Here is a 25373-nt window from a genome sequence, read left to right on the forward strand (position 1 = left end):
CATCATCGCTGCTGCCGGGAGGCAGGCATCGCTGCATCAACACTGCAACGCCTTCATTGTAGCGCCTGTCGCGTTCCTGTCAAAAAGGTAGTGCTAAACGGCGAAGACGCGGTATAATAGGGCATCCAGCGCCGGCCCGTTCTCAAGGAAGGAGCACCCATGTTCACCCATGTTGACCACATCGGGTTCGCCGTCAATGACGTCGAAGAGGGCATTGCCTTCTACAGCCAGGCCTTCGGTTTGACGGAGTGGGAGCGCATCAGCCTGCCCGATCGCCACATGGCCGTCGGGGTCGCCCGGCTGGGTGATACGTTGCTAGAGTTGATCGCCCCCACCTCCGAAGAGGCGGCCTTCGCCAAGTTTCTGCGCGAGCGCGGGCCAGGGGTGCATCACATCGCCTACCGAGTTGACGACATCCGCGCGGCCCTGGCCGAACTGGCCGCCCGCGGCGTGCCGCTGATTGACAAGGAGCCGCGCCCCGGCATTCACAATACCTTGATCGCGTTCGTACATCCAAAGGCCGGTGGCCAGGGCGTGCTTGTCGAACTTGTTCAACACCAGCACTAGTTCGCCATGACCCACGACGAGCTTGAGAGTCGCCGCCTGCTCTGCAGCACGAGCCTGGGCTACACCGCCTACTACGTCTGGTCGGCGCAGGCGAAGCGCGAACGGAAGTATAACATCGCCCGCCTGCTGAACGCCTTTAGCGCCGTCAAGCGCGTCCGCGCCGAGCGCGCCCTCCGCGCGCTCGGCGAGGTCGGCACGACCGCCAGGAACATCGAGCGCGCCCTCGCCGGTCTCGAACCCGAGGCCGTGGCAACCGGCCCCGTCACCGGCACGCAGCCCTTTTCGCGCGAACTGCTGGGCCGCGCGGCCCGCGCCCTGGCCGAGGGCCGCGACCTGGTGGCGAGTGAACTGGACGACCTCTACGTCTGTAGCACCTGCGGCGAGTTGATGGAGGGCGCGCCCCTGGCCACCTGTCCGGTGTGCGGTACGGTGCGTGAAGGGTTCCTCAGCTTTCGCGCCGCCGAGGCGATGGGAACCCTTGGCCCCACGACGCTGGTGCGTCGGCTGGAACAGACCCCCGAGACCCTGCAGGCCCTGGTGGCCGATCTCGATGACGAGTTGCTCTCCTGGCCTGTGGGCGGATACTCGCTCAAGGAACTGGTAGGCCACCTGACCGATATTGACATCGTCTTTCGCGAACGGGCCTGGCTGATCCTGGAGACGGACAATCCGCGGCTGCCCAGCACTGAGCCTCCCACGCTGGAGAAGGCCGCCGTCTATCGCGCCTACCCGATTGCCGATCTGCTGGAAGCCTTCACCAACAGTCGCCGGCAGACCCTCCAGCTGCTGCGCGGGTTAACGCCTGCCGCCTGGCACCGCACCGGTTACCACACCGTCTTCGGGGTGATTCCGTTGACCCACCAGGGGAACTGGGTGGTGGATCACGAACGCGGCTACCTGATCGAGATGGCTCAGATTCGCCACGAGTTGCTGCAACGGCGCTTTGAACGGCGCCCGATTACCATTCCCGACAATCTGGTTCCCGAGGTGCTGGAGGGGGAGTGATCACAGGTAGCTGCGACGCAGGCGCCGGCGCAGGCGCCTGCGCGTCTCCAGACGCGCCGCGCGGCTGATAAGGGCGACGAAGAAAAGCCCGATCAGCGCCAGAGGGCCGTGGCGCGGCCGCGTCAGCGCGCGCAGAGCCGCGGGGTCGCGCAGGGGCAGCGGCGACGTATCGCGCACCTCGACCTTTAAGTCGTCACCGTGCCATTCCCGCTCCACCCAGAACAGGTGGGGCATGCTGCGCTGGAAGAAATAGTAGGCCGGATTGTACTCGTAGAGGTAGTCGAACAACTCGCCAAACGGCTCGCCCGGCTCCTTCGGGTGCAATACCAGCGTATCGTCCACCAGGTTCACGTACCAGCGGTGGAAGGACCAGTGAAACAGGCGCTCGGCGATTTCCGAGGGACTCTGGATGTAGCCGGCCCTGCACGTCCGGCGGAGTTCGCGGGCAAACTGCGCCGGGTCGTCCATATGCTCCAGAATGTGAGAGCAGATGCTGTAGGCGAAGGCTCCGTCTTTGAAGGGCAGGTGGTGAGCATCGGCGACGACCAGCGGCCGGTCAACTACCAGATCGCCGCCGCGCTCGCGGTTATCGGCGCCGGGAAAGCGATCAACGAGCACATCGGCGCGCGGATGGGGATTGTCGCCGCTCCCCACTTCGAGCACGAGGCCCTCGCGCGGCGGATTGAGCTTCTGACGCATGTTAATTCAGATCGTCGCCGCTGAGACTGTCGCGCAGGATATCCAGGTTCTCCAGGGCCAGGCCGGTGCCGATCGCCACGCAGGAGGCGGGCTGATCGGCCACGTAGCAGGGCACCCCGGTGACCTCGGTAAGCAGTTCGTTGATGCGCCGCAACATCGAGCCGCCGCCCGTCATCACCATGCCTTTGTCAATGATGTCGGAGGAGAGTTCGGGCGGAGTTTCGACAAGCACGGCGCGCACGGCATTGACAATCGCCTCGAGCGGCTCCTGGATGGCCTCGGTGATCTCGTTCGAGTCCACATCAATCGTGCGCGGCAGCCCGGCCACCTGATCGCGCCCGCGCACCTGGGTGGTCAGCGGCCGTTCAAGGGGCAGGGCCGAGCCGATCTCGATCTTCACGCTCTCGGCAGTGCGCTCGCCGATCAGCATGTTGTACTTCCGCTTGATATAGGCGGCAATGGCCTCATCGAACTTATTGCCGCCCACACGCACCGAGGTGCTCACGACGATGTCATTGAGCGAAATCACCGCTACCTCGGTCGTACCGCCGCCGATGTCAATGATCAGATTCCCCGAAGGTTGGGCCACAGGGATGTTGGCGCCAATGGCGGCGGCCAGCGGTTCGCGGATCAGATAGGCGCGCCCCGCGCCAGCCTCCAGGGCCGCGTCGCGCACAGCCCGCATCTCCACGCTGGTGACGCCCGCCGGGATGCAGATCATCACCTCGGGCTTGGAAAACCGAAAGCGACCGGCGACCCGCCCGATGAAATACTTGAGCATGGCCTCCGTCACCTGGTAGTCGGCGATCACGCCATTGCGCATCGGGCGCACTACTTCGATGCTCTCCGGCTCGCGCCCGAGCATGGCCAGGGCCTCGGCCCCCACCGCTCGCACGCGCCCATCTTTGGTGCTCAGCGCTACGACTGAGGGCTCTGAGAGCACAATCCCCTTTCCTTTGACATACACCAGCACATTTGCGGTGCCAAGGTCAATGCCGATCTTGCGGGCCATAGATCCTCGATTGTACGTTGCGGCCGGGAACGGCGTCGCGGAAGGCAGGGCTAATGCAACGTCGTTGGGGCAAGTCTCACACGCTGTTGTAGAAAATGGTAGCGTGTCGGCCAATCCCTACACGAAATACCTTGTCGGGTAGCATACTAGCCCCACCCCTGCCAGCGACGGCGGTACGTATTCAGATTTACCGCAGAGCACGCAGAGGACGCGCTTTTTGAAGCCCTCTGCACCCCTCCGCGCCCTCTGCGGTGTGCACCGGTTCGTAGACGTAAACACTATCCACCAGCCCTGCTAGGTTCCCAGGGCGCATTATAGCGGATCTTTGCCCGTTATTACGGCCGCCGTCCAACGTTCTTGAGCCGCGCCACCTGGAGCCGTACCATTTCTTTGCGCAGCTTGGCTTCGGCGATGGCGGCATCGCGCTCACTCTGGGCCATCTGCCTGCGCTCCTCGGCCAGTTTGCGCGCCGCCTCGGCCCGGGCCTCGTCAATCTCGTCGGCCCGCTCGACCGTATCGGCCAGAATGGTGACCCGCGTGGGCAACACTTCCATAAAGCCGCCCGATACGGCAAAGGAGGTGCGCACGCCGTTCTTGACGATCCCCAGCTCCCCCGGCTCCAGAATGGTCAGCAGCGGGGCATGGCGGGGCAGGATGCCTACCCGCCCGGCCCGGGTCGGAGCGCTGACCAGATCCACATCATCGGAGAGAACCGCCCGCTCGGCGGTGACAATTTCAAGGTGAATGGGCATACGGAACTCCTGAAGCCTCGTGCAGCCTGTCCGAAGAACTTCTGCGGGCGAGCGGGGAAACCAGGTTTCCCCACGCCCCTGCCGGAGGGGAGTGTCCGAGAAGTGGTCAGCCTGAGGCGCGACCCGAATTTCCCGTGTTCCTCTCAGTGCTCTGTGAACGAAGTTTTTCGGCAACTCCGCCCCCTCCCCAGCCGGGGGAGGGAGTCCGGCTCCTCCCCCCAACGGGGGGAGGGTGGGAGGGGGGCGGAAATGCAAGGCAACTTCGTTCACAGACTACTCAAGCCTTCTGGCTGGCCTCGTAGGCCGCCAGCACATCGTCGAAGTCGCCCTGCATGTAGAAGAACGACTCGGGGATGTGGTCGCCCTCGCCATTAAGCAGACGGCGGAAGCTCTCGACCGTCTTGGCCACCGGCACATACCTGCCCGGGCGGCCGGTGAACTGCTGGGCCACCGTGAACGGCTGGGAGAAGAACAGTTCAATCTTCCGCGCCCGGGCCACGGTGAGCTTATCGTCGTCACTCAGTTCCTCCATGCCGAGAATGGCGATGATATCCTTCAAATCCTTGTAGCGCTGGAGCACCCGCTTGACCTCCTGAGCCACGCGGTAGTGCTCTTCGCCCACCACGTTCGGGTCAAGAATGCGGCTGGTGGAGGCCAGCGGATCCACCGCCGGGTAGATGGCCCGTTCGGCGATGCTGCGCTCAAGCGAGATGGTCGCGTCGAGGTGGGCGAACACAGTTGCCGGGGCCGGGTCGGTATAGTCGTCGGCGGGCACGTACACGGCCTGCATCGAGGTAATCGAGCCGCGCCTGGTGGAGGTGATGCGCTCCTGGAGTTCACCCATCTCGGTGCCGAGGGTGGGCTGGTAGCCCACCTGGGAGGGCATGCGCCCGAGGAGCGACGAGACCTCCGATCCCGCCTGGACGAAGCGGAAGATATTGTCAATAAACAGCAGAATATCGCGGCCCTCATCGCGGAAGTACTCGGCCATGGTCAGCGCGGTCAGGCCCACCCGGAGGCGCGCGCCGGGCGGCTCGTTCATCTGCCCGAAGACCATTACGGTCTTTTCGAAGACCGTCGTCGTCTCGTCAATGCGCGCCTCGCGCATCTCGTGGATGAGGTCGTTGCCCTCGCGTGAGCGCTCGCCCACCCCGGCGAACACCGAGTACCCCGACTGTTCCTTGGCGATGTTGGCGATCAGTTCCTGGATCACCACCGTCTTGCCCACCCCGGCGCCGCCGAAAATGGCTGTCTTGCCGCCGCGGGTGAAGGGGGCGATCAGGTCAATCACCTTGATCCCCGTCTCGAAGATCTGCGCCTCAGTGCTCTGTTCCTCGAATGAGGGCGGCGGGCGATGGATGGGCCGGCGTTCGACGGTCGGGGCAATCGGTTCGCCGCCATCAATCGGCTGTCCAAGCACATTGAAGACGCGGCCCAGCGTGGCGGGGCCGACCGGCACAGCGATTGGCTTGCCGGTATCGTAGATCGGCACGCCCCGGCGCAGGCCATCGGTGCTGCCCATCGCCACGGCCTTGACGCGACCCTCGCCGAGTTGCTGCTGGACCTCGCATACCAGGCTGCCGCCGCCTTCAAGCGGTATCTCAAGCGCGTTGTATATTTCGGGGATGTGGTCCTCGAACTCAGCGGTGATCACCACGCCGATGATCTCGCGAACGACACCCTTTGCTTTGATCCCGTTCCCGTTTGTCATGGTCGCAACTCCATCATTGATCGGAGACGGGGCTATGCCTTCCGCTCCCATCCGGGTTATGCTGGTCATTCGGGAAACAACCGGCGCGCGAGGGGCCAGCCCTGCAGATCGAGCCGGTCGAAGACGCGCGCCGCGCAGCTTACATTTCAGCGAGCGCGGCGGCGCCGCTGGAGATCTCCGCGACCTCCTTGGTAATGGATGCCTGGCGAGCCTTGTTGTAGCTCAGGGTCAGGTCACGCACCAGGTCCTTGGCATTGCGCGTGGCGTTGCGCATCGCCACCATCTGGGCCGAGTAGAAACTGGCGATCGATTCAAGGATAGCCTGGTAGATCTGCGTTTCAACGTAGCGGGGCAGCAACTCGGCAAGCACTTCGGCCTGGTCTGGCTCGTAGGTGAAATCAACCTGCCGTCCGCCGCTATCCTCAGGAGCCTCAACAGGCACAAGTTTCTTGAGCGCCGGGCGTTGCACCAGCGTGTTGATAAACTCGCTGTAGATCAGATACACTTCGCTGTACTCGCCCGCCTCCACCCCCCTGAGGGCGGCCGTGGCCACGCCGAGGATCTGTTCCAGCTTCGGCGCGTCGCCAAGTTTGATAGCCTCGGCGCGCAGGTTCTGGCCGCTGCGCGCCAGAAAGTCGCGCCCCTTTTTGCCGTAAGCGAAGGTGTCCACCGTGCGGCCCTGCTGCTGCTGTTCGAGGATGAAGCGCCCCACCCGCCGCAGGACGTTGGAGGTCAGGCTGCCGGCCAATCCCCGGTCGGGAGTGACAACGATGAGCGCGACGCGGCCCGTGTCCGGGCGCGCTTCGAGAAAGGTGCCCCGGCGGGCGTGGCCCACCACGCGGGCGTTCAGGTCGCCAATCAGATCGCGCATGCGGTCGGCGTAGGGTCGCGTCGCCAGCACGTTGCGTTGCGCCCGGCGCATCTTCGAGGCCGCGACCATCTCCATGGCGCGGGTGATCTGGGCAACATTCTTGACCGAGCGGATACGTCGTTTAATCTCACGGCTGGAAGGCATAGTCTCTCCGCCAGGAACAAGGTTCGCGGATGCTTGAAGTCTGGAGCGTCCCGCCCCCTTCGAGCCTCTGCTGCTGGAGGCGAGGGCACGGCAGGAATCATGGTTTCCCACGCTCCTTCAACTGAGTAGTAAAGCAAGTTTCTTCGCATTTCCGCCCCCCTCCCGGCCTCTTCTCAGGTATAGAGTTTTTGAGCGAGAAGGGGTTTTCGGCATTCCTATGCGCTTGCGATCCTCACTCCCCTGTCCCCCTCTCCCGCAAGCGGGAGAAGGGGGAGTTGGGCGTCCCAGTGCCCCGGATGGCGAATGCGACGCAAGCATGCATCGGAAAACCCTACACCTGAGAACTTCCGCCCCCCGTTGAGGGAGGAACCGGGCGCCCTCCCCCGCCGGGGGAGGGTTGGAGAGGGGGTGGGGGTGTAGCGAAAAACTTTGTTTACAGACCAGTGAGCGCAGACAGGGATTTCGCAGCAGAGCTTTGCCCCTATCCGCGGCATAATCCTACTGATACGAACTGGTTGCCTTGAACTCCTTAATCGCCGCCTCCAGGGCGTTCTTCACCTCTTCAGAGGGGAACTTCCGGTCGAGGCGGTTATCGTAGATCAGCTTGCGCACCTCAGGATGAGCCGAGCGCAGGAAGGCCAGGAAGTCATCGCGCCAGGCGGTGATGGCCGCCACCGGCACATCGTCGAGGTAGTTGTTGTTGGCGGCGTAGAGAATGGCCACCTGATCCTCGACGGCCATCGGATGGTACTGCGGCTGCTTGAGCAGTTCCTGGAGACGCTGGCCGCGTTCGATCTGCGCCTTGGTTGTCGGGTCCAGGTCGGAGGCGAACTGGGCAAAGGCGGCCAGATCGCGGAACTGAGCCAGTTCGCCCTTGAGTTTGCCAGCTACCGAGCGCATGGCGCGGGTCTGGGCCGAAGAACCGACGCGGCTGACCGAGATGCCCACGTTGAGGGCGGGGCGCTGCCCGGCGTTGAAGAGGTCAGGTTCCAGGTAGATCTGGCCGTCGGTGATCGAAATAACATTCGTAGGGATGTACGCCGAGACATCATTGGCCTGGGTCTCAATCACCGGGAGGGCGGTCAGCGAGCCGCCGCCATAGTCTTCGTTCAGGCGCGCGGCGCGTTCGAGCAGGCGCGAGTGCAGGTAGAACACATCGCCGGGGTAGGCTTCGCGGCCGGGCGGGCGGCGCAGGAGCAGCGACACCTGACGATAAGCGACGGCGTGCTTCGAGAGGTCATCGTAGACGATCAGCGCATCCTTGACCAGCTTCCCGTCAACCATGACGCCGTTTTCCATCACCTCTTCGCCCATGGCGCAGCCGGCGTAGGGAGCGATGTACTGGAGCGCGGCGCTTTCTGAGGCGGTGGCCGAGACGACAATGGTATAGTCGAGCGCGCCGTACTTCTCCAGGATGCCCACCACCTGGGCCACCTGGGCGCGACGCTGGCCGATGGCCACGTAGATGCACACCATCCCCTGTCCTCTCTGGTTGAGGATGGTGTCCACAGCGACGGCGGTCTTGCCGGTCTGGCGGTCGCCGATAATTAGCTCGCGCTGGCCGCGGCCAATGGGAATGAGGGCGTCAATAGCCACGATGCCAGTCTGCACCGGCGTATCCACCGACTTGCGGGTGATCACGCCGGGAGCGATGCGCTCGATCTCGCGGTACCTGGTGACCGTGATCGGCCCCTTGCCGTCGAGGGGCTGGCCGAGAGGGTTGACCACGCGGCCGAGCAACTCCTGGCCAACGGGCACCGAGATCACCCGGCCGGTTGCGGTCACCATATCACCTTCCTCGATCGACTCGTAATCGCCGAGGATAATCGCGCCCACGGTGTCTTCTTCCAGGTTGAGGGCGTAGCCAAAGATCGACTCGGGGCGGCCGGCTTTCGGCGGGAACTCGATCAACTCCGAGGCGCGCACCTGGTCCAGGCCGGAGATGCGAGCCACACCGTCGCCCACGGCGACAACGGTGCCAACATTTACCTGGCGCGGCCGCAGATCAACCCCGGCGGTGATGCTCTGCCTGAGCCGGGAAAGCAACTCATTGGTCGTGGTCATGGTGCGGCTCCACACATTAGGAATGAGAGCGCCGGCGCTGCGGCGGAGGAACGCGCAGAAGCGCCCACTGCCCGCCGGCCTGGCGCCGTGCTCCGTCAGCTATTCAGCATGCTCCGCTGTATCGCGCTCAAGCGCGTGCGCAGACTGTTATCCAGCACCTGGTCGCCAACGCGAATGATCAGCCCGCCGATAAGCGAGGGATCAACCTCAAACCTGACCGACACATCGGCGCCATAGCGTTGCCGCAGATCGGCGGTGATGCGTTTGCGTTGCGCATCGCTCAGTTCAATGGCGCTGGTCACCGTCGCCTCAAGCTCTTTCGTGGGCGGGCCGGCGAGGTAAGTGGCGAACACCTCGGCAACCTCGCCGACGCGATCAAGCAAGCCTTCGCGAGCGAGGCCGAGGAGAAAATTGCGCACCTGCGGCAGCGCATTCCTGGGCAGGGCCGCGTCAATGCGCTGCGCCGCGTCGGCGGTGGTGACGCCAGCGAGCTTGGGCGCGGCGGCCCGCAACTGTTCCAGGGCCGTTTCCAGCAGCGATTCGTACAGGGTGCCAGCGATCGCCCTGGCGTCAACTGTTGTTGCCATCGTGATTCTCGATTAGCGGTCGTCGGGGCCAACGGCAACCAGGCGACCGGTCAGTTCTGGCGTCCGAGAGCGGCGAGCGATTCTTCTATTAGTTTATCATGTCCGGTCGCCTTCAGCTCGGCGTTGAGCACGCGGGTTGCCGTGAGCGTCACCAGTTCGACGATCTCATCCTTGGCCTCGCGCAACATCTGGTTGCGCTCCTGCTCGGCCTGGGCGCGGGCCTCTTCGCGGATCCGCTCGGCCTCGCTGCGAGCCTGTTTGAGGATCTCAGCCTCCTGGGCCCTGGCGCGCTCCTGAGCCTGGGCGAGGATCTCAGCGGCCTCTTTGCGGGCTTTAGCAATTTCGGCGTCGTAGTCGCGCTTGGCCGAGGCCAGTTGCTGCCTGACCTGGTCGGCCTCGCGCAGGCTGGCTTCAATCCGGGCTGTGCGCTCGTTGAGGATCTTCTGCACAGGCTTATAGAGCAGCACCCAGAGCAACCCCACGATGACGCCAAAGTTGATCAACTGGGCGAGGAACAGGTTCAGGTTGATTCCTAATGCTTCCACGCATCAACCTCCATTGGGGCGAGGGGTCACTGGATAACGCCAAAGGCGATCATAAAGGAGATCACCAGACCGAAAATCGCGAGCGCCTCGGTAAAGGCGATTCCGATGAACATGTAAGTGATGAGCGTATTTTCCATTTCGGGATTGCGGCCCATCGCCTGCAGGGCGCCTGCCACAATAATGCCGATGCCGATGCCGGGGCCGATGGCTGCCAGGCCGATGGCGAGCGCGGTGGCGATGAGATTCAAGCCTTCCATTGTCTCCGATCCTCCTGAAATCTACGCTGAACGCATCTCCTCAGAACGATGGTATGGCGGTCAGGTCGCCTCAATGGGCCTTGGAAGCGTCGGCGCCGCGTCCCCCCTCGCCGCCGTGATGCTCGTCGCCATGGCCGGTGGTGGCGATGCTCAGGAAGGCCATCGTGAGCAGGGCGAAGACCAGGGCCTGGATGAAGCCCACGAAGAGTTCGAAGCCGTAGATGGGCATCGGCAGCACCAGCGGCACCAGGAAGGTTAGCACTGCGATCAGCACTTCGCCGGCGAAGATGTTGCCGAAAAGACGAAGAGCCAGAGCGACAGGCTTGATCAGTTCGGAAATGAACTCAATAATGCCCACGAAGGACATAATGCCATTCAGATTGAAGAACTTGGAGAGATAACCGCCGAAGCCGAGGGTGCGAAAGCCCCAGTAGGTGAAGAAGACAAACGAGAGCAACCCCAGGGCGAAGGTAAAGTTCAAATCAGTGCTTGGCGGGCGCAGCCAGGGTATCAGCGTTGTGCCTTCGGGGCAGGTGGTGTAGGGATTATGCTTTTCGGCGGCCGCGGGGATGAGGGCGATCGAGCCGGCTTTTGGCCCCTCCTCGACCAGGGCCAGGCGCGCCGTTTCCTTATGCTCCTTGGCCATGCACGGCCCGATTGACGTGGCTCCGGGCGCCAGGCCGAGCCAGTTCGCGGTGAGCACGAAGAGGAAGATGGTGGCTACCAGGGGCCAGGCGCGATCAATGAATTTCGGGCTGATATTCTTGAGGAGATTGTAGAGGGCCTCAAGAATGATCTCCATCACATTCTGCAGGCCGCGGGGCACCAGTTGCATATTGCGCGTCGCCAGCCAGGCCAGCACCACCAGGATGATGTCCACCACCAGCGCCGTAAACAGGGCATTGGTGACCTTGAAGCCGCCAATGCTGAAGAGTTTCTCCGCCGCCACTTCCACGTGCGGGTCGCCGCTGAAGAGAAAGAAGCGGCTCGCCACCGCCACGGCGAGCAGTACGATGGCAATGACAAGGAAGCGCATTCGTCCGGACAAGGCTTACCTCCCTCTCAGGGCATCATCGCAGGCATGCCCGCAACCCGCGGCAACCGACATCTCCGTGGTGCGTGCCTGCCCTGGTGCGACCGTGGAACCCTGGCGCTACTCCTGGCGCGACCTGGCTTCGTTCCATTCTTCACAAATAGCATAGCATAGAATGGTCAAGCACACAAGTCCTCACCTGCGCGCCGTTATCTATATCTTGCGTCGGTTGTTTTCCGCGCGCGAGTATACCATAGGCTATCATTCAAGGCAAACCCTACGCATCGCAAACCATGCGTTGCCGTTCCATCCGGGAGGATCTGGGAGAGCGCAGCCCTCTGAAGCGGTTGGTGGCGCCTGTTTGCGGGGAGGATCTGGGAGGGCGCAGCTCGCTCTGGTAGTTGGATGGGCATCGGAACACTCGCGTTCCCCGCGCCCCTGCCTGTGGGGAGGGTCCGCGAGGGCGGCGTCCTCTCAGGTGAGGGTCATCAGCGGATTCGGATGCCGACCCCCCTTCTGCCTGGAAAAACTTTACACCTGAGAGCGCCGCCCTTCGGGAAACCTCCTTTTGCATCCCATCGCTGTGGGCGAAGCCTCGGAGCGCCTAACGGGCAAAGGCGTCACGCAGTTCGCGGATGGCCCGCTTGGCGTTAATCCACACCGCGCCGATTTTGGAACTGGCGACCTTCTTATTGAACACCAGCACCAGCAGGAAGCGCTGCATCACGTCAAAGCAGTACAGATCCACGTTGACGCCCTCATGGATGTAGACGCTCGTGGCATCATGCTCGCGCAACTGCCGAGCCACCTCACCGGTGGTGGAAAAGCCGGTAGAGAGCAGGGGCAGGACGATCATCATCGGCAGGTTCGTGGCGCTGCCCACCTCTACCAGGACCATGCCCGCCCGGTCGGTCAGCATCACGCTCTGGGCGCCCAGATCCTGGGAGAGCTGGCTCATCACCGAGCGAATGGCGCTGATGTTTTGCTCCGTCACCACCAGATTGCCGCCGCTGCTGCGCCAGGACGGGGAGGCGCTTTCGGCAGGCGCGGGGCGCGCGGGCGCCCGTTCCGCGGCGGCCTTGCTCCGCGCAGCCAGGCTGCCCCGTCCATACGAGGCCGGCGCGGAGGTCGCGTGGCGCTCAGAGAGCGGAGGCAGCACCACCCGGGCCGGCGTGATCTCTGGCCGGGAGCGCGGCTGGTCCTCCGGCGGGGCGGGTTGAGGTTGGTCCGCTGGCGGTTCCGGATCGGGCGGGATTGTTGCGGCGGGAGGTTCCGGATCAGGCGGAGGGAGGACGGTATCGGCATCTCGTTGCGCCTCAACCTCAACCGTGTGCTCAGTCATGGCGGCCCCGGCCTGCAACACCGCCTGCAGAGCGGCGACAAGCTCCTCCGGCGCCAGCGGGCCGTGCAGGACGCGATGCACACCGACAGCCTCATCGAGGGGCGCGGCTTCTTCCTCTGACGCCTGGTAGAGAACCACCCGGGTTGGAACCTCGAAATGGGTTATGATTTCGGCGAGTTCTACTCCGCTCCTGTCAGGCAGGTCCACCTCGGCGATCAGCGCCTCAGGCGGTTGTTCCTGCAGTTCCCACAGGGCCTCATCGGCGGACTCGAAGAGTTGGACCGCAACGTCGTCGCCCAACTGTTGCGGCAGGTTCCGTAGTGCCGAGCTTGCTGCGGCCACTACCATCAGTCGGTAGGTCATTGCCTTGTTCTCACCGGCAAGCGTGTTCGTGAAACCTTTAGTCTGATTGCAAGAGTACTTTGCGGCCCACACCACGGCATCCCGCAGGGTTTTGCGGCCGTGAGCCAGTCTCCAGGCCTGTTGCGTTGGGCGCGATGCGCCTGGATGCCGGATAACTCCTAAGGCTGTATCGGCGCGGTCCGGTTTGTACTGTTGGTAGTATACCGTATCGGTGTTACAGACCCTCACAACTCAGCCAGCCGGGCGCGCAGCTTCTCGAGGGTCGCGCGCGCCACTTCCAGGCCCTCCCGTTCGCGCTGCACCACCTGCGCTGGCGCGCGCGCGACGAAGCCATCATTGGCAAGTTTCGCTTCGCGGCGGGCCACGTCGGCCTCAGCCGCCTCGAGTTCTTTGCGCAGCCGGGCGCGTTCAGCCTCCAGGTCAATCAGACCGGCCAGGGGCAGGTAGCATTCGACGTTGCCGATAACGATTGACGCCGCCTGGGTGGGCCGATTCTCCAGACGCTCAACGATCGTCAGCTCATCGGCCTGCACCCGGCCCAGGCGCGCAATCAGCGGAGCCTGGTCGCGCAGCATAGGGGCCTGCTCGCCACCGGCAATCGTCGCTGTGACCCAGCGCGCTGCTTCGACCTTGAATTCGCTGCGCACATTGCGGATCGCCACGATCAACTCTTGCACCAGGTTCCAATCCCGCTCGGCGGCCTCGTCCAGCGGCGCGGGTTCGTTTACCGGATAGGCGGCGAGCATGATCGAGCGCGGCGCGTCGGGGTAGTGGCTGGCCGTGGCGGCATCGCCGACCAGGTACTGCCAGAGTTCCTCGGTGACGTAGGGCATAAAGGGATGCAACAGGCGCAGGCTTCCTTCCAGCACGGTGTAGAGCGTGGCCCGCGTCGCCCGCTGCGCCTCGGGTGCGCCCTCGAGTTGCACCTTGGCCGCCTCAACGTACCAGTCGGCGAATTCGCCCCAGAGGAAGTCGTGGATCTGTCGCCCGGCCTCGCCAAAATTGTAGCCCTCCATCAGCCGGTCCACATCGCGCACCAGCCGGCCATAGCGGGAGAGGATCCAGCGGTCGGCAAGGGAGAGGTCTGTCGGCGGCAGGCCGTAGGCCAGTTCGCGCTCCTCGCCGAGTTTGCCCAGGACGAAGCGGGTGATGTTCCACAGCTTGTTGGCGAAATTGCGCGCCCCCTCAATGCGCTGCGGGTTCAGGTTCACGTCCTGGCCTGGCGTGCCGCTGGTCGCCAGAGTGTAGCGCAGCGCATCGGTTCCGTAGCGGTCCATCACCTCCAGGGGATTGACCACGTTGCCGTAGCTTTTCGACATCTTGCGCCCATGCTCGTCGCGCACCAGGCCGTGCAGATAGACCGTGTGGAAGGGCGGCACGCCGGTGAGATAGCAGCCCATCATCATCATGCGCGCGACCCAGAAGAAGAGGATGTCGTACCCCGTCTCCATCACCGAGGTGGGATAAAACTCGCGCATGTCCGGCGTGTCATCGGGCCAGCCCAGCGTCGAGAAGGGCCAGAGGCCCGAACTGAACCACGTATCGAGCACATCGGGGTCCTGCACCCCCTCGGCGGGCGGCTGCTCGTCGGGGCCGGGAACGACGAAGCTGCCATCGGGCATGTACCAGACGGGGATGCGGTGGCCCCACCAGAGCTGGCGAGAGATGCACCAGTCTTCGATGTTTTCCAGCCAGTGGAAGTAGACCTTCTCGAAGTGCTCGGGGATGATCCGGGTGCGACCCTCGCGCACGGCGGCAAGGGCCAGGTCGGCCAGGGGGCGCGTGCGCACGAACCACTGTTCGGAGAGCAGCGGTTCGATCACCTCGCCGCCGCGCTGGCTGATGCCCACGCTCATGGTGTGCGGCTCGGCCTTGACCAGCAGGCCCTCGCGCTCGAGGTCGGCAAGCAGGGCCGCGCGGGCGGCGAAGCGGTCCATCCCGGCGTAGGGGCCGCCTTCCTCGTTGATCGTCGCATCTTTGTTCATGATGTTGATCATTGGAAGGTGATGCCGCTTCGCCACCTCGTAGTCGTTCTTATCGTGGGCCGGGGTGATCTTCACCGCGCCCGAGCCAAACTCTTTATCCACATAGGCGTCGGCAATGATGGGGATCTGGCGGCCCAGGGCAGGCAGCACGGCCACACGCCCGACCAGGGCCGCGTAGCGCTCATCGTCAGGGGCCACGGCCACCGCGGTATCGCCCAGGATGGTTTCGGGGCGGGTGGTGGCGACGGTGATCCAGGTGGTAGCGCCCTCGGCCCAGCGCCCCGACCCCCAGGGATGCCCCGGCCCGCTCCAGCCGGCGTCCAGCACCGGATAACGCACGTACCAGATCGAGACATTGCGCTGTTCGTACTCCACCTCCAGGTCGCTCACGGCGGTCTGGAGAGCGGGCGACCAGTTGACCAGGTAGGTGCCGCGATAGATCAGCCCGTCGTCGTAGAGGCGCTTGAAGGCGGTATGCACCGCACGCGAGAGGCCGGCATCGAGGGTGAAACGTTCGCGTGACCAGTCGCACGAGGCGCCCAGGCGCCGCAACTGGCGGGTGATCTCGCCGCCATACTTCTCTTTCCACTGCCAGGTGCGGCGCAAAAACTCCTCGCGCCCGACAGCCTGGCGGCTGGTCCCCTCGCTTAGCAGCAACTTCTCCACCTGGGTCTGCGTGGCGATCCCGGCATGGTCGGTGCCGGGGACCCAGAGGGTCTTGTAGCCCTGCATGCGTCGCCAGCGGATCATCAGATCCTCGATAGTGACGAACATGGCGTGGCCGAGGTGCAACTCGCCGGTCACATTTGGCGGGGGTATGGAGATGACAAACGGCGGGCGCGGGGCATCATCGCGGGGGGCGAAGAAGCCGCTTTGCTCCCACCACGCATACAGACGCTGCTCAACCTGCTGATGTTCGTAGGCTTTGGCCATCTCGGCAGGACGCCGGGGGGCGCTGGCCGAAGTGTCTGTCGTCATAGGCTCCTCGACACGCGGGGCATACCTGGGCTTGTTGTATTATAACATCCCCGCGACAGAGCGGACGCCAGTGTAGTGCGGTAAAGCCGCTCGCAACGGCGCGCGCAGACGAAACGTTTAGGGATTTTAGATTTTGGATTTTGGATTGTCGTAGATGATTTTTCGATGTGATCGGGCGCTGATGGGCGTGCGGTTCATTCCACGGGAATGAACGACAGGGCCGCGCGTGCGGGACTCACGGCGCCGGGGCCGGGCGCGGCTGAACGACGATCCGCCAGCAGGCGACATCGTCGAGGGGCACATTGGTGAAATGCACCAGGCCGGTATGGTCGGTTTCACCGCGGAAGCGTTGTTCGGCGGTCTCCAGGAACACCGTGCTGCCGGCCTGATCGAAGGGGTCGGCATCGGCCAGTTCGACGCAGATCCGTACCAGTCCCTGCTCGTCTTGCTCATCCGGCGCGAGCACCTCGACAGTGATGTGAGGGTCGTCATCGCTGCTCTGCGGCACGGTATAGGCATAGCGCAGGCGCAATCCGACGGCGCGGGCCAGGGCCGGGGGGCGCATGAGGGCCAGCAGTGGTTCGGAGAACTGGATGACAATCGTATCCAGAAAGCGGTCAACTGCCGATTGAACGCTGGAAGCCGCTGTGGCCAGCGCGCCCAGAGGCGCAGGCGGAGCGTGCAGGAAGCTCAGGTCTGGCGCCGGCGGCTCAGGGAAAGCGACCGGTTCGTAGCCGTAGAGCGGTTCCAGCGCGGAGAACAACGCCTCGGCTTCAACCCGACAACTGTCGCAGCGCGCCAGATGCGCCTCAACCTCCCGCAGCGCTGCCGTGAGCGGTTGCCCAAGCAGTACTGCGGTCACGTATTCGGGAAGGATCATCAGCGCATGAAGATGACGGACGGCGCTGTCGTTCCTCTCCCGATCATCACCATACCGGGCCTCAGGTTTCATTCCGCGTATCCCTTCTCCGCCAATGTGGCAGATACAAGCAGTATCGAGAGGTTCCTTTTGCCCTTGCGAGTCCCACCCTCAACCTGAAGGGTTGCGCGAAGTCCATTTCGCATCCAACCCCCAATCGTGCGCCAGTCGTTGCCAGGTCGGCGAGGCGCGCAACTGGTTCAGGCCCCGCGAGCGCAGCACATAGACGCTGGCGACCGGTCTGGCCAGGTACACGCTGATCGTCTCATCGTCGAGACCGGCGATAAACTTCAGCCAGACGGCTTCGAGTTGTTGCCGCGCGCGAGGTTGCTGGCGCAGCACCTCGTCAAAGCAGGCCCGCACCTGCTGGCTCAGGTCGGCGCGCATGGCGCTCTGTTCGGGATCGCTATGCTCGGCAGCGATCTGTCGCCGGTCCAGCACATCCAGGGGCAGCGCCGCCAGTCTGGTCCACAAGGGGCGCAGGACATTGCGAAGTTCCAGGGCGGCAATGGCCAGAAAGGCGCCCGGCGTATGATAACTGTCCAGCTTTCTCCAGATGCGCAGCAGGGTTTCATTCACGGCCTCGGCCCGCACGTCTGGCGCCAGATCGGGGCTTTCGCGAAAGGAAAGCCCGTACACATAGCGGTGCAACTCGGCGAATCCCAGGTCTTGCCGCTCGCGCCCCTCATCGCCGCGACACGCGCGGTAGAGGCAATGGCAGTACACGTTGATCGCTGCTCGCCACAGGTCTGTCACCTCGCCGCCCGCGACGCTGGCCTCGGTTCGTCGCGCGAACTCATCAACGCTGAGGAGTTGCCAGCCAAACCGTTGCATCACTGCGGTTACGGTCCGGCGACACTGCGTGCGCACATCGTTCTCGGTCACACCCTCATCGTCGAAGACGCCCTCGGTCATGGGGAAAGAAACACCTTTTGCTAGGGCGTCGCGTTGCAGCGCAGGCCCGTCTTATCCTACGGGTCCGAGACATCAGCCGCCAGGGGTCCGGTAAATTCGGTAGCGTTCAACTGGAAGCGCTTCGCCTTCACCGGTTAGCGCCGGGGCGGTTCCCAGGCCCTTCTGGAGCGGGAGCGCCACGTAGGGAAGAACAGGCGCATAGGTGACATGCCGCACCCAGCGTTGCTCCTGCGAGTCCCAGCGGTAGATCACCAGATCGCCGCGGCGCTCGCGCGCGTCCCGGTCATAGTATAAAACAAGGGTAGCGCTATAATCCATAAGTGAAACATTACTGGCAAGGCTGAACACGTAACTGCGCGCCTCAGCCCCCTCCGGGAGGCGCTGGGGGCCTCCGATGAGGGTGGTGGTGACGATGCGCACCCGTTCGTCATCGTCAGGCGGCGCGTCGGGAGCGGAAGGGAGGACTGGCCGGCGGTTTTCCGGCGTAACGAAGAAGAGCATGGCGTTGCCTTCGGCGGAACCGGCGCTGATCGGCAGGCGTCCGCCTGTGGTCGAGTTTGGCCCGCCCCCCTGCGAGTAACTGACGACGAAGAAGGCGTCACCGGGCCAGCGTAGCAGCACGTGGCCGTCGAGGTGCGGCACGGGGCGCGCCTCGGTGATGAGCGTCGCCGCGTCGAGGTGGTGCAGCGCCAGGGGCGCGAGCGGGCCGTGGGGGCCGCAGGGGTAGATCTGCACGGCGTCGGGCTTGCGCCCGTGCGCTTCGATCCGCGCCGCTACGGCCGCCGGGTCGCGCGCGGCGCCCTCCAGCGCCTGAGGCAGCACGTCAACGAAGAAGGGCCGATCCAGCCCCGGAGGGGTGGCCTCGCTCCATGCGAGCTGCGCCGGCGCCCGCCGCCCTGGCGCGGGCGAGGTCGTCGGGGCGACATAGGCGGCTCGCTGCACACGCAGCACGTCCTGAACCTGGCTGATGAGCAGGAGTTCATCCCCGGCCTCAGCCCCGAGGAGGTGAAAGCCCTCGCGCTGGTCGGCCGCGGAGACTTTGCCCTGGGCGATCAAGCCGCCGGGCATGCCGTCTTCGCCCCGCGGCTTGAGCACGTAGAGCCAGTGGGCCGCATCGGCGCGCCTGGCCGAGCCGCCTGCCACCTGCGCCAGGGGCCTGGCCAGGTCAAGGTAGACCTCCTGAGCCTGCTCGAGGTTGATGCCAACGCCAGAGCGGTAGCGGGTCGCAGGTAGTTCAACAAAGACAGGGAGAGGCAGGGGCAGGGCCAGCGGCCCCTCCATCGGGTGCTGATCTCGAGGATCATCCGCCGGCAGGAGGGGAAAATTGGCCCGCAGGGTTTCGAAAATCGCCTGCCAGGGTGGCAGTTCGCTGATCTGGGTGGCGGCCATCAGACTCGCGTCAACCGGCAGAGCGACGCGCGGCAGGGCCGCCCTGACCGCCGTCGCGCCCTTTGACGCCCGCTCGCTCACCCGCCAGCGCCGCTCGCGCCTGCGCTGGACAAGTATGGTATCCTCCAGATACTCGTCGTTGATGTTGAGCGCGTAGTGGCCCCACTCGTGGATCAGCGCCCGGTAGCCCTCCGGCGTGTCCCAGGTCGAAAGGAGACCGAGATCCTTCTGCCAGATGCCGCGTCCAACCCGAATGCCTTTGAACTTGCGGTCCTCGTGCCAACCGTTGTGCCAGGCGCGAGGATGCACCCGGTTCGAGGCCAGGACCTGGATGTCGGCGCCGTCGAGCAGGGCCGGCCCGCCGATGACGATCTGGCCGAAGGCCATGTAGCCGTTGGTCACGTCGTAGAGGAAGTCCGAGGCCCGTTGCATGGCAACGCGGATCTGCTGGTAGGTCGCCGCCGAAGGTTGCCATTCGAGGGCCACGATAACGTTAAAAAGATAAAGCACTGAGCGGAACAGCGGCTCGCCGTTGATCGCCGTCAGGGAGCGGGCGTGTTCGTCGGGCGCGTAGGCCAGCCACTTCTCGCGGAAGGGGAAGGTCCCCGGAAGCGCGCCTGGCTGATCGAGCAAGGCGGGATCGGCGTGGACGAAGAACTCCTGCTGGGTCGCGGTGCGTTCCGCGTTCGGGCTGTGCAGATAGGTCAGTCTGACCGCCTTGCAGCGCGCCGCCGCCTCGCCGTGGCTGGCCGCGTTGAACTGAAAGGGCAGGTCCAGGCGATAGCGATCATCATCCATGGAGATACTCCTAACCTGGAAGCTTGCTGTATACCGCACTGCACACACGAGAGTCTCATGTCTGTTCCCACATTGCCGGCTATAGTGCGTTGCGCCATCTTTGAACGCTTTGATCCGCCGATGCTGCGCGCCGTACTTGAACTCGACGCTGACGAGGCGGAGGCGGTTCTGGCAATGGCAGAGATTGAACGTCTCGAGCCCGGCGTTTTTGCGTTGCGCTCCGAGGCTCGACGCGCGCTGCTGGCGCGCCTGCGCGCCGAGGCGGCGCCCGAGGAGCGCGCGTTGCACCAGCGCGCCTTTGACTACGCGGCGGGTCGCCTGGCCAGCCAGGGCGCGGAGGCGCCCTGGCTCGTGGCCGCCTGCCTGCATCACCTCGAGGCCCTGCGCGATCTGAACCTCGACTACATGCGCTGGCACGAGGTAAGCGCGATGATCGCCCGCGTGCGCGCCCTGCCCCTTGAGCCGCAAGCGGATCACGCCGACCGGCTGGCGCTGCTGGAGGCGCATCACGCGCTTCGCCAGCAGGCGTATGCGCAGAGCGAGCGCATCATCGAGCAACTCCTGCGGCGCGCCGATCTGTCGCCGCGCCTGCGGGGCGAGGCACTGGTGACCCGCGGCCTCTGCGCGATGATCCAGGCGCGCAACGAGGCTGCCCTCGCCGACTTCGCCGCAGCAGAGGCTCTCGGCGTCGCCAGCGACGATGCGGGCCTGCAGGCTCGCGCCCGGGTGAACGCCAGTTGCGTGTACAACCTGCTCCACCGCTTCGAGCGCGCCCTGGAGCTGAGCGATCGCGGGCTGACCAGCTACCGCCAGGCGGACGATCTCTATGGCGCTGCCTTCGCCCTCTACATGCGCGGCAACAACGCGCTCTACCTGGGGCGCTGGGAAGCGGCTATCGCCGATCTGGACGAGGCCGCGGCGATTTACCGCGCCGCGGAGATGCATGCCCGCCTGGCCGCGATTGACTGGGCGCGGGGCTTTCTGCATCAACTGCTCGGCAACGAGGCTGCGAGCCTGGCAGCCTATGAGCGCGCCCTGACCATTGCCGCCTCCGACGAGCATGGCAATGCCGTCCTCGCCGCCGACATTCTTACCGAACTGGGCCTGATCTACCAGTTGCAGGCCCGCTGGGACGACGCCGACGCGGCCTTCCGCCGGGCGATCGCCCTCCAGGAAGCCCTGGGCAACGCGCTGAGCCGCGCCCTGCTGATGCACCGCCATGCCCAGTTGCTCGACCGCCGCGGCGCCCGTATGGCTGCCCTGGCCACCCTGCGCGAGGCCGTTGATCTGCTGGAAACGCTGCGCGTGGCCACCTCTGCCGAAGACCTGAAGATCAGCCTCCTGGGCACCGCCGAACAGGTGTATGAAACGATCGTCCTGACCTACCTCGCGCAGGACGATCCTGAAAGCGCCTTTGCCTACGTTGAGCGAGCACGGGCGCGAGCCTTTCTCGACCTGGTGGCGCGCCGCGACGCCCCGGCGGACGCGCTTGCGCACCGGCCCACCGTCACGCTGGCCGATGTGCAACGGCAGATGGCCCCCGACGCCCTGGTGCTCGAATACTTCTGCATCGGGGTGCTGCCGCCCGGCGACTCCTTTCTGGCGCGCATTCCCCCTGAGAACACCCGGCTCCTTGAGCTGGTGCGCCCGCAGCCGGAGATCCTGCTCTTCGCCATTACTCGCGAGGCGCTGCAGGTGTACCGGATCGCTTTCGATCCGAACCTGCTGCGCCCTCCGGCCGATGACCCGACTCCAGGCTGGCACCTGGTGACGCAACGCAAGCTGCGCTGGATGTACGACCGGCTGATCGCCCCTGTCGAGAGCCTGCTGGTGAAGCGCGCCGTGGTCCATCTTATTCCGCACGGGCCGTTGCATTACGTTCCCTTTGTCGCCCTGTCCACGCCCCGAGGCGGCGCTCTGCTCGACGTGGCCGGGCCGGCGCTGACCTTCGCGCCCAGCGCCACGGTGCTCTGCGACTGCCTGGCGCGGCCCCAGAGCACCGGGAGCGTGAGTCTGGCGCTCGGCTACAACTATCAGGGCGAGGCGCGACTGTTTCTGGCCGAGCACGAGGCCCAGATCGTCGGCGCTATGCTTGACGCCCGCGTGATCGTCGGCGATGCAGCCAAGCGCGCCGATTTGTTCGCCTCCGGCCCCGCCCTGCGCTGCCTGCACATCGCCGGCCATGCAGTCTATCGAGCCAGCGATCCCCTGGGTTCCTTCCTGTGCCTCGGCGCCGATGACAACCTCGATGCCCGTGCGCTCATGGGCGCGTTGCAGTTGCGTGACACGCTGGTTACCCTGAACGCCTGCACTTCGGGCTTGAGCCAGGTCGCCTCCGGCGACGAGTTGCTCGGTTTGCCGCGAGCATTTCTGTATGCCGGGGCGGCGACCATTGTCTGCGCGCTCCATGAGATTGACGATATCGCCGCCTATGTTCTTATGGTATTGTTCTACGCGAATCTTGCAGCCGGAGCAGCGCCCGCCGAAGCCATCCATCAGGCGCAACTCACGCTTCGCGATTCTGATCGAGACACGGTGGTCGCTCTACTGCGGCGTTCTGGAGCGGCAACGTCTCAGGTCCTCGCCGCCCTGGAGAGCTATGACCAGCGGCCCTTCGCCCATCCGCGCTTCTGGGCCGCGTTTATGCTGATCGGAAAACCCTAGGGGATTTGGGCTTGAGCAAGGGATGGTTCGTCGGGCTGGCACTGCTTCAACGCAGGCGAGAAGCAGTCGTGAAACGGGATAGGCGCTATGCAGACCACCAGACTTGGCCGGAGCGGCCTGGAAGTGAGCCGCCTGTGTCTGGGCGGGAATGTCTTTGGCTGGACCTGTGACGAGGCGACCTCCCAGCAGGTGCTGGACGCCTACGTGGACGCGGGCGGCAATTTCATTGATACGGCGGATGTCTATTCGCGCTGGGCGCCGGGCCACGCCGGCGGCGAGTCGGAGGCGGTGCTGGGCCGCTGGATGCAGGCCCGCGGGAACCGGTCGCGCGTGATTATCGCCACCAAAGTGGGCTCGGCGATGGGTGAGGGGCCAAATATGGGCGGTCTCTCGCGCCAGCATATGATGCGCGCGGTGGATGATTCGTTGCGCCGCCTGCAAACCGACTATATTGATCTCTATCAGGCCCACTTCGATGACGACCGCGTCCCGCTGGAAGAAACCCTGCGGGCCTTTGACGACCTGGTGCGGCAGGGCAAGGTGCGCTACATCGGCGCCTCGAACTACCACGCCTGGCGGCTGGTGCAGGCCCTGTGGGTCAGCGACCGCTATGGCTACGCGGCGTATATCTCGCTCCAACCGAAGTACAATCTGGTGGACCGCGACGAATTTGAAGGCGATCTGGAGGCGGCCTGCCGCGCCTTTGGTCTGGGGGTCATTCCTTATGCGCCGCTTGGCGGCGGCTTCCTCACCGGCAAGTACCGTCGCGACGGCGCTCTGCCCGTTACCGAGCGCGCCCCCAAGGTGCAACAGCGCTACATGCATGCCCGTGGCTGGGCCGTGCTGGAGGCGGTGCAGCGGGTAGCCGAAGGGCGGGGCGCGACGCCCGCGCAGGTGGCCCTGGCCTGGCACCTGGCCCGTCCGAGCATCACAGCGCCGATTGTGAGCGCCACCAGCGTCGAGCAACTCGTTGAGTTGCTCGGAGCGCTGGAGCTGCGGCTGAGCGCCGACGAGCTGGAATATCTGGCGAGAACATAGGCCCTGCCGGGGAGGGTTCGGGTGGTGCAGCCGCCTGAACCTTCTGGGCGGCAACGTAGCCGCCCTGCGTTCACTGCGGGTCAGGGTGCTGCGCGCAGGCTCTCTACTTCTCGCAGGATCAGTTGATAGCTGTTGTCCTTTCTGTTATAGTGCACTATATGCGGAAGTGAAAGAATCTGTACCGCGGCTGGCTGGCTGGCAGGCTGTTCGGCCTGGCAGCGGCCCAAGGTGAAAGGGACGTGACCATGACGACCTCAAAGCCCAGTGTGTCCGGCACGACGCCCGATATCGGCCTGAGCGCAGCGAACGTGCAAGGTGTAGTGGCGCTGCTGAGCCGCCTGCTCGCCGATGAGCACGTGCTGTACATGCGTCTGCGCAACTACCACTGGAACGTCGTCGGAATGGCCTTTGGCCCGCTGCATGCGTTGTTCCAGCAGCAGTACGAGGCGCTGGAACATGACATTGACGAAATTGCCGAGCGCATTCGCTCGCTCGGCGCCCCCGCTCCGGGCACCATGACCGAGTTATTGCAACTCACCACCCTGTCCGAGCGTCCTGGCGAGTATCCCGATGATCGCACCATGGTGGCCAACCTGGTCGCCGATCACGAGGCTATTATCCGCCATCTCCGCCGCGACGTGCGCGCGACCGATGAGCAGTACGACGATATGGGCACCAGCGATTTTCTTACCGCGCTGATGGAGAAGCACGAGAAGATGGCCTGGATGTTGCGCGCCCACATCGAGCAGCGCGGCTAGCCTCTCAGCCCAGGAGGGCTGCGTTTCCGAATAAACGTTGCGCTAGTAGTGAGTGCGAGGGCCGGCGGCCCTCGCACGTTCTTTTGCTGGGACGGGGCAGCTTCTCCGTGCAGCGTTAGCAACGTGTTAGCGTATGTTCAGAGGGACCCGGTCCTTCCGAACTTCCCCTCGGGCAACGGGATGGATCAATTCCTCCACTGGCGCTCGGCTGGCGGCGCAGCGAGGGGACGATAGCCAACGCCAAAGGGCAGCCGTTGCTGGCGACAGAGGGGAGCGCAGAGTTCTTGCGCCGCCGTCTCTACTAGGCGCGCCAGGAGGCGCAGTTCCTCGCGGCTGAGCAGGAGGCCTCCGTTGTGCAGCCAGAGTTGAACGGCGCCATCCGCTCCCAGGGCCAGGCGATAGTAGCCCCGGCGCAGGAACGGCAACTCTTCTTCCTCGCACCATTCGTCAAGCGCGGCAGCGAGATGCGGCAGATCGTAGATCGGCAGGCGAAACGTCGCAGCGTCCCACACCAGGCGCAGATCGCCGTCGGGCGCAACGCCGATCAGGCGCCCGGGGGCGGCCATCGCAACGGTGGCAAGATGAGCATCCATGGAGTCTCCAGTCACAACAGCGTTGTTGCAGAACGCATTCGGCAAGACGGTGGATAGGCTCAGTGTATGCTTCCAGGGCGGTTGTTTGTGTTAACAGGCACTGGCAACAGCTTGCGCCTTCATAACCGTTCGGCTAAGGTTGGGGGGCTTGCGGCTCCCGCAAGGGTTTCCTTTCCGGTCTGGCGCGGCGCATCCTTAGCGCGATGAGAGCATTCGGAAGGGTGATGCCTGTCGGAGCCTTGCTCACCCGCTACGGAATTTGCGAGAGCTTTACCCTTGCTATTAGCAAACACTAAATCCTTAATATAGCATACACGATTCACCAGCGGCGTCTAGTTGTGATTGTTGGAACTACTAAAGCCAGCGGCGCGGGCGCCCCGGGGC

21 protein-coding genes are annotated in these 25373 nt (G+C 64.5%); 5 read left to right on the top strand and 16 right to left on the bottom strand.

Features of this window, described 5'->3' with window-relative positions; genetic code table 11:
- Positions 1-159: 159 nt before the first annotated feature.
- Both mce and NZU74_15575 read left to right on the top strand, forming a co-directional pair.
- Entirely contained in the window at positions 160-567 is a 408-nt protein-coding gene (gene mce / locus NZU74_15570; protein ID MCS6882754.1) for a methylmalonyl-CoA epimerase, read from the top strand.
- 6 nt (positions 568-573) lie between these two features.
- Entirely contained in the window at positions 574-1572 is a 999-nt protein-coding gene (locus tag NZU74_15575; GenBank protein MCS6882755.1) for a DinB family protein, read from the top strand.
- Here NZU74_15575 and NZU74_15580 read toward each other — a convergent pair whose 3' ends face one another.
- From NZU74_15580 to NZU74_15650, 15 genes are all read right to left on the bottom strand, one after another.
- Positions 1573-2271, bottom strand: a complete 699-nt coding sequence (locus NZU74_15580; protein ID MCS6882756.1) for a class I SAM-dependent methyltransferase — start codon at positions 2269-2271, stop codon at positions 1573-1575.
- 1 nt (position 2272) lies between these two features.
- Positions 2273-3283, bottom strand: a complete 1011-nt coding sequence (locus tag NZU74_15585) for a rod shape-determining protein (protein ID MCS6882757.1) — start codon at positions 3281-3283, stop codon at positions 2273-2275.
- 335 nt (positions 3284-3618) lie between these two features.
- Positions 3619-4035 (bottom strand): F0F1 ATP synthase subunit epsilon, encoded by a 417-nt coding sequence (locus NZU74_15590; protein ID MCS6882758.1) that lies wholly within the window; start codon positions 4033-4035, stop codon positions 3619-3621.
- A gap of 277 nt (positions 4036-4312) precedes the next feature.
- On the bottom strand, positions 4313-5728 hold the full coding sequence (atpD, locus tag NZU74_15595) for a F0F1 ATP synthase subunit beta (GenBank protein MCS6882759.1): 1416 nt from the start codon (positions 5726-5728) through the stop codon (positions 4313-4315).
- Positions 5729-5885: 157 nt separating this feature from the next.
- Complete coding sequence (locus NZU74_15600; protein ID MCS6882760.1) at positions 5886-6761, bottom strand: F0F1 ATP synthase subunit gamma; 876 nt, start codon at positions 6759-6761, stop codon at positions 5886-5888.
- 498 nt (positions 6762-7259) lie between these two features.
- On the bottom strand, positions 7260-8825 hold the full coding sequence (gene atpA / locus NZU74_15605; GenBank protein MCS6882761.1) for a F0F1 ATP synthase subunit alpha: 1566 nt from the start codon (positions 8823-8825) through the stop codon (positions 7260-7262).
- Between the two features lie 95 nt (positions 8826-8920).
- Positions 8921-9412, bottom strand: coding sequence for an ATP synthase F1 subunit delta (atpH, locus tag NZU74_15610; protein ID MCS6882762.1), 492 nt, complete (start codon positions 9410-9412; stop codon positions 8921-8923).
- 50 nt (positions 9413-9462) lie between these two features.
- Positions 9463-9957: a F0F1 ATP synthase subunit B gene (locus tag NZU74_15615; GenBank protein ID MCS6882763.1), complete on the bottom strand. Its 495-nt coding sequence runs from the start codon at positions 9955-9957 to the stop codon at positions 9463-9465.
- 26 nt (positions 9958-9983) lie between these two features.
- Positions 9984-10214 carry an ATP synthase F0 subunit C gene (atpE, locus tag NZU74_15620; protein MCS6882764.1) on the bottom strand — a complete coding sequence of 77 codons (231 nt, stop codon included), beginning with the start codon at positions 10212-10214 and terminating at the stop codon, positions 9984-9986.
- 70 nt (positions 10215-10284) lie between these two features.
- Positions 10285-11262 carry a F0F1 ATP synthase subunit A gene (gene atpB / locus NZU74_15625; protein MCS6882765.1) on the bottom strand — a complete coding sequence of 326 codons (978 nt, stop codon included), beginning with the start codon at positions 11260-11262 and terminating at the stop codon, positions 10285-10287.
- Positions 11263-11851: 589 nt separating this feature from the next.
- Positions 11852-12952: a response regulator gene (locus tag NZU74_15630; GenBank protein ID MCS6882766.1), complete on the bottom strand. Its 1101-nt coding sequence runs from the start codon at positions 12950-12952 to the stop codon at positions 11852-11854.
- Positions 12953-13176: 224 nt separating this feature from the next.
- Positions 13177-15915, bottom strand: a complete 2739-nt coding sequence (locus NZU74_15635; GenBank protein MCS6882767.1) for a valine--tRNA ligase — start codon at positions 15913-15915, stop codon at positions 13177-13179.
- A gap of 235 nt (positions 15916-16150) precedes the next feature.
- On the bottom strand, positions 16151-16867 hold the full coding sequence (locus tag NZU74_15640) for a hypothetical protein (protein ID MCS6882768.1): 717 nt from the start codon (positions 16865-16867) through the stop codon (positions 16151-16153).
- Between the two features lie 78 nt (positions 16868-16945).
- Complete coding sequence (locus NZU74_15645) at positions 16946-17749, bottom strand: hypothetical protein (protein ID MCS6882769.1); 804 nt, start codon at positions 17747-17749, stop codon at positions 16946-16948.
- Positions 17750-17821: 72 nt separating this feature from the next.
- Positions 17822-19936, bottom strand: a complete 2115-nt coding sequence (locus NZU74_15650) for a hypothetical protein (protein MCS6882770.1) — start codon at positions 19934-19936, stop codon at positions 17822-17824.
- Positions 19937-19993: 57 nt separating this feature from the next.
- Here NZU74_15650 and NZU74_15655 point away from each other — a divergent pair, with 57 nt between their 5' ends.
- The 3 genes from NZU74_15655 to NZU74_15665 all read left to right on the top strand — a co-directional run bounded on the left by NZU74_15655 (position 19994) and on the right by NZU74_15665 (position 24396).
- Positions 19994-22600 (top strand): CHAT domain-containing protein, encoded by a 2607-nt coding sequence (locus NZU74_15655; GenBank protein ID MCS6882771.1) that lies wholly within the window; start codon positions 19994-19996, stop codon positions 22598-22600.
- Positions 22601-22687: 87 nt separating this feature from the next.
- Positions 22688-23638, top strand: coding sequence for an aldo/keto reductase (locus NZU74_15660; GenBank protein ID MCS6882772.1), 951 nt, complete (start codon positions 22688-22690; stop codon positions 23636-23638).
- Positions 23639-23883: 245 nt separating this feature from the next.
- Positions 23884-24396 (top strand): DNA starvation/stationary phase protection protein, encoded by a 513-nt coding sequence (locus tag NZU74_15665; protein ID MCS6882773.1) that lies wholly within the window; start codon positions 23884-23886, stop codon positions 24394-24396.
- Between the two features lie 185 nt (positions 24397-24581).
- Here the strand turns inward: NZU74_15665 and NZU74_15670 are convergent, their stop codons facing one another.
- Positions 24582-24989, bottom strand: a complete 408-nt coding sequence (locus tag NZU74_15670; GenBank protein ID MCS6882774.1) for a hypothetical protein — start codon at positions 24987-24989, stop codon at positions 24582-24584.
- Between the last annotated feature and the right edge of the window lie 384 nt (positions 24990-25373).

Source organism: Chloroflexaceae bacterium, from assembly GCA_025057155.1.
Lineage (GTDB): Bacteria > Chloroflexota > Chloroflexia > Chloroflexales > Chloroflexaceae > JACAEO01.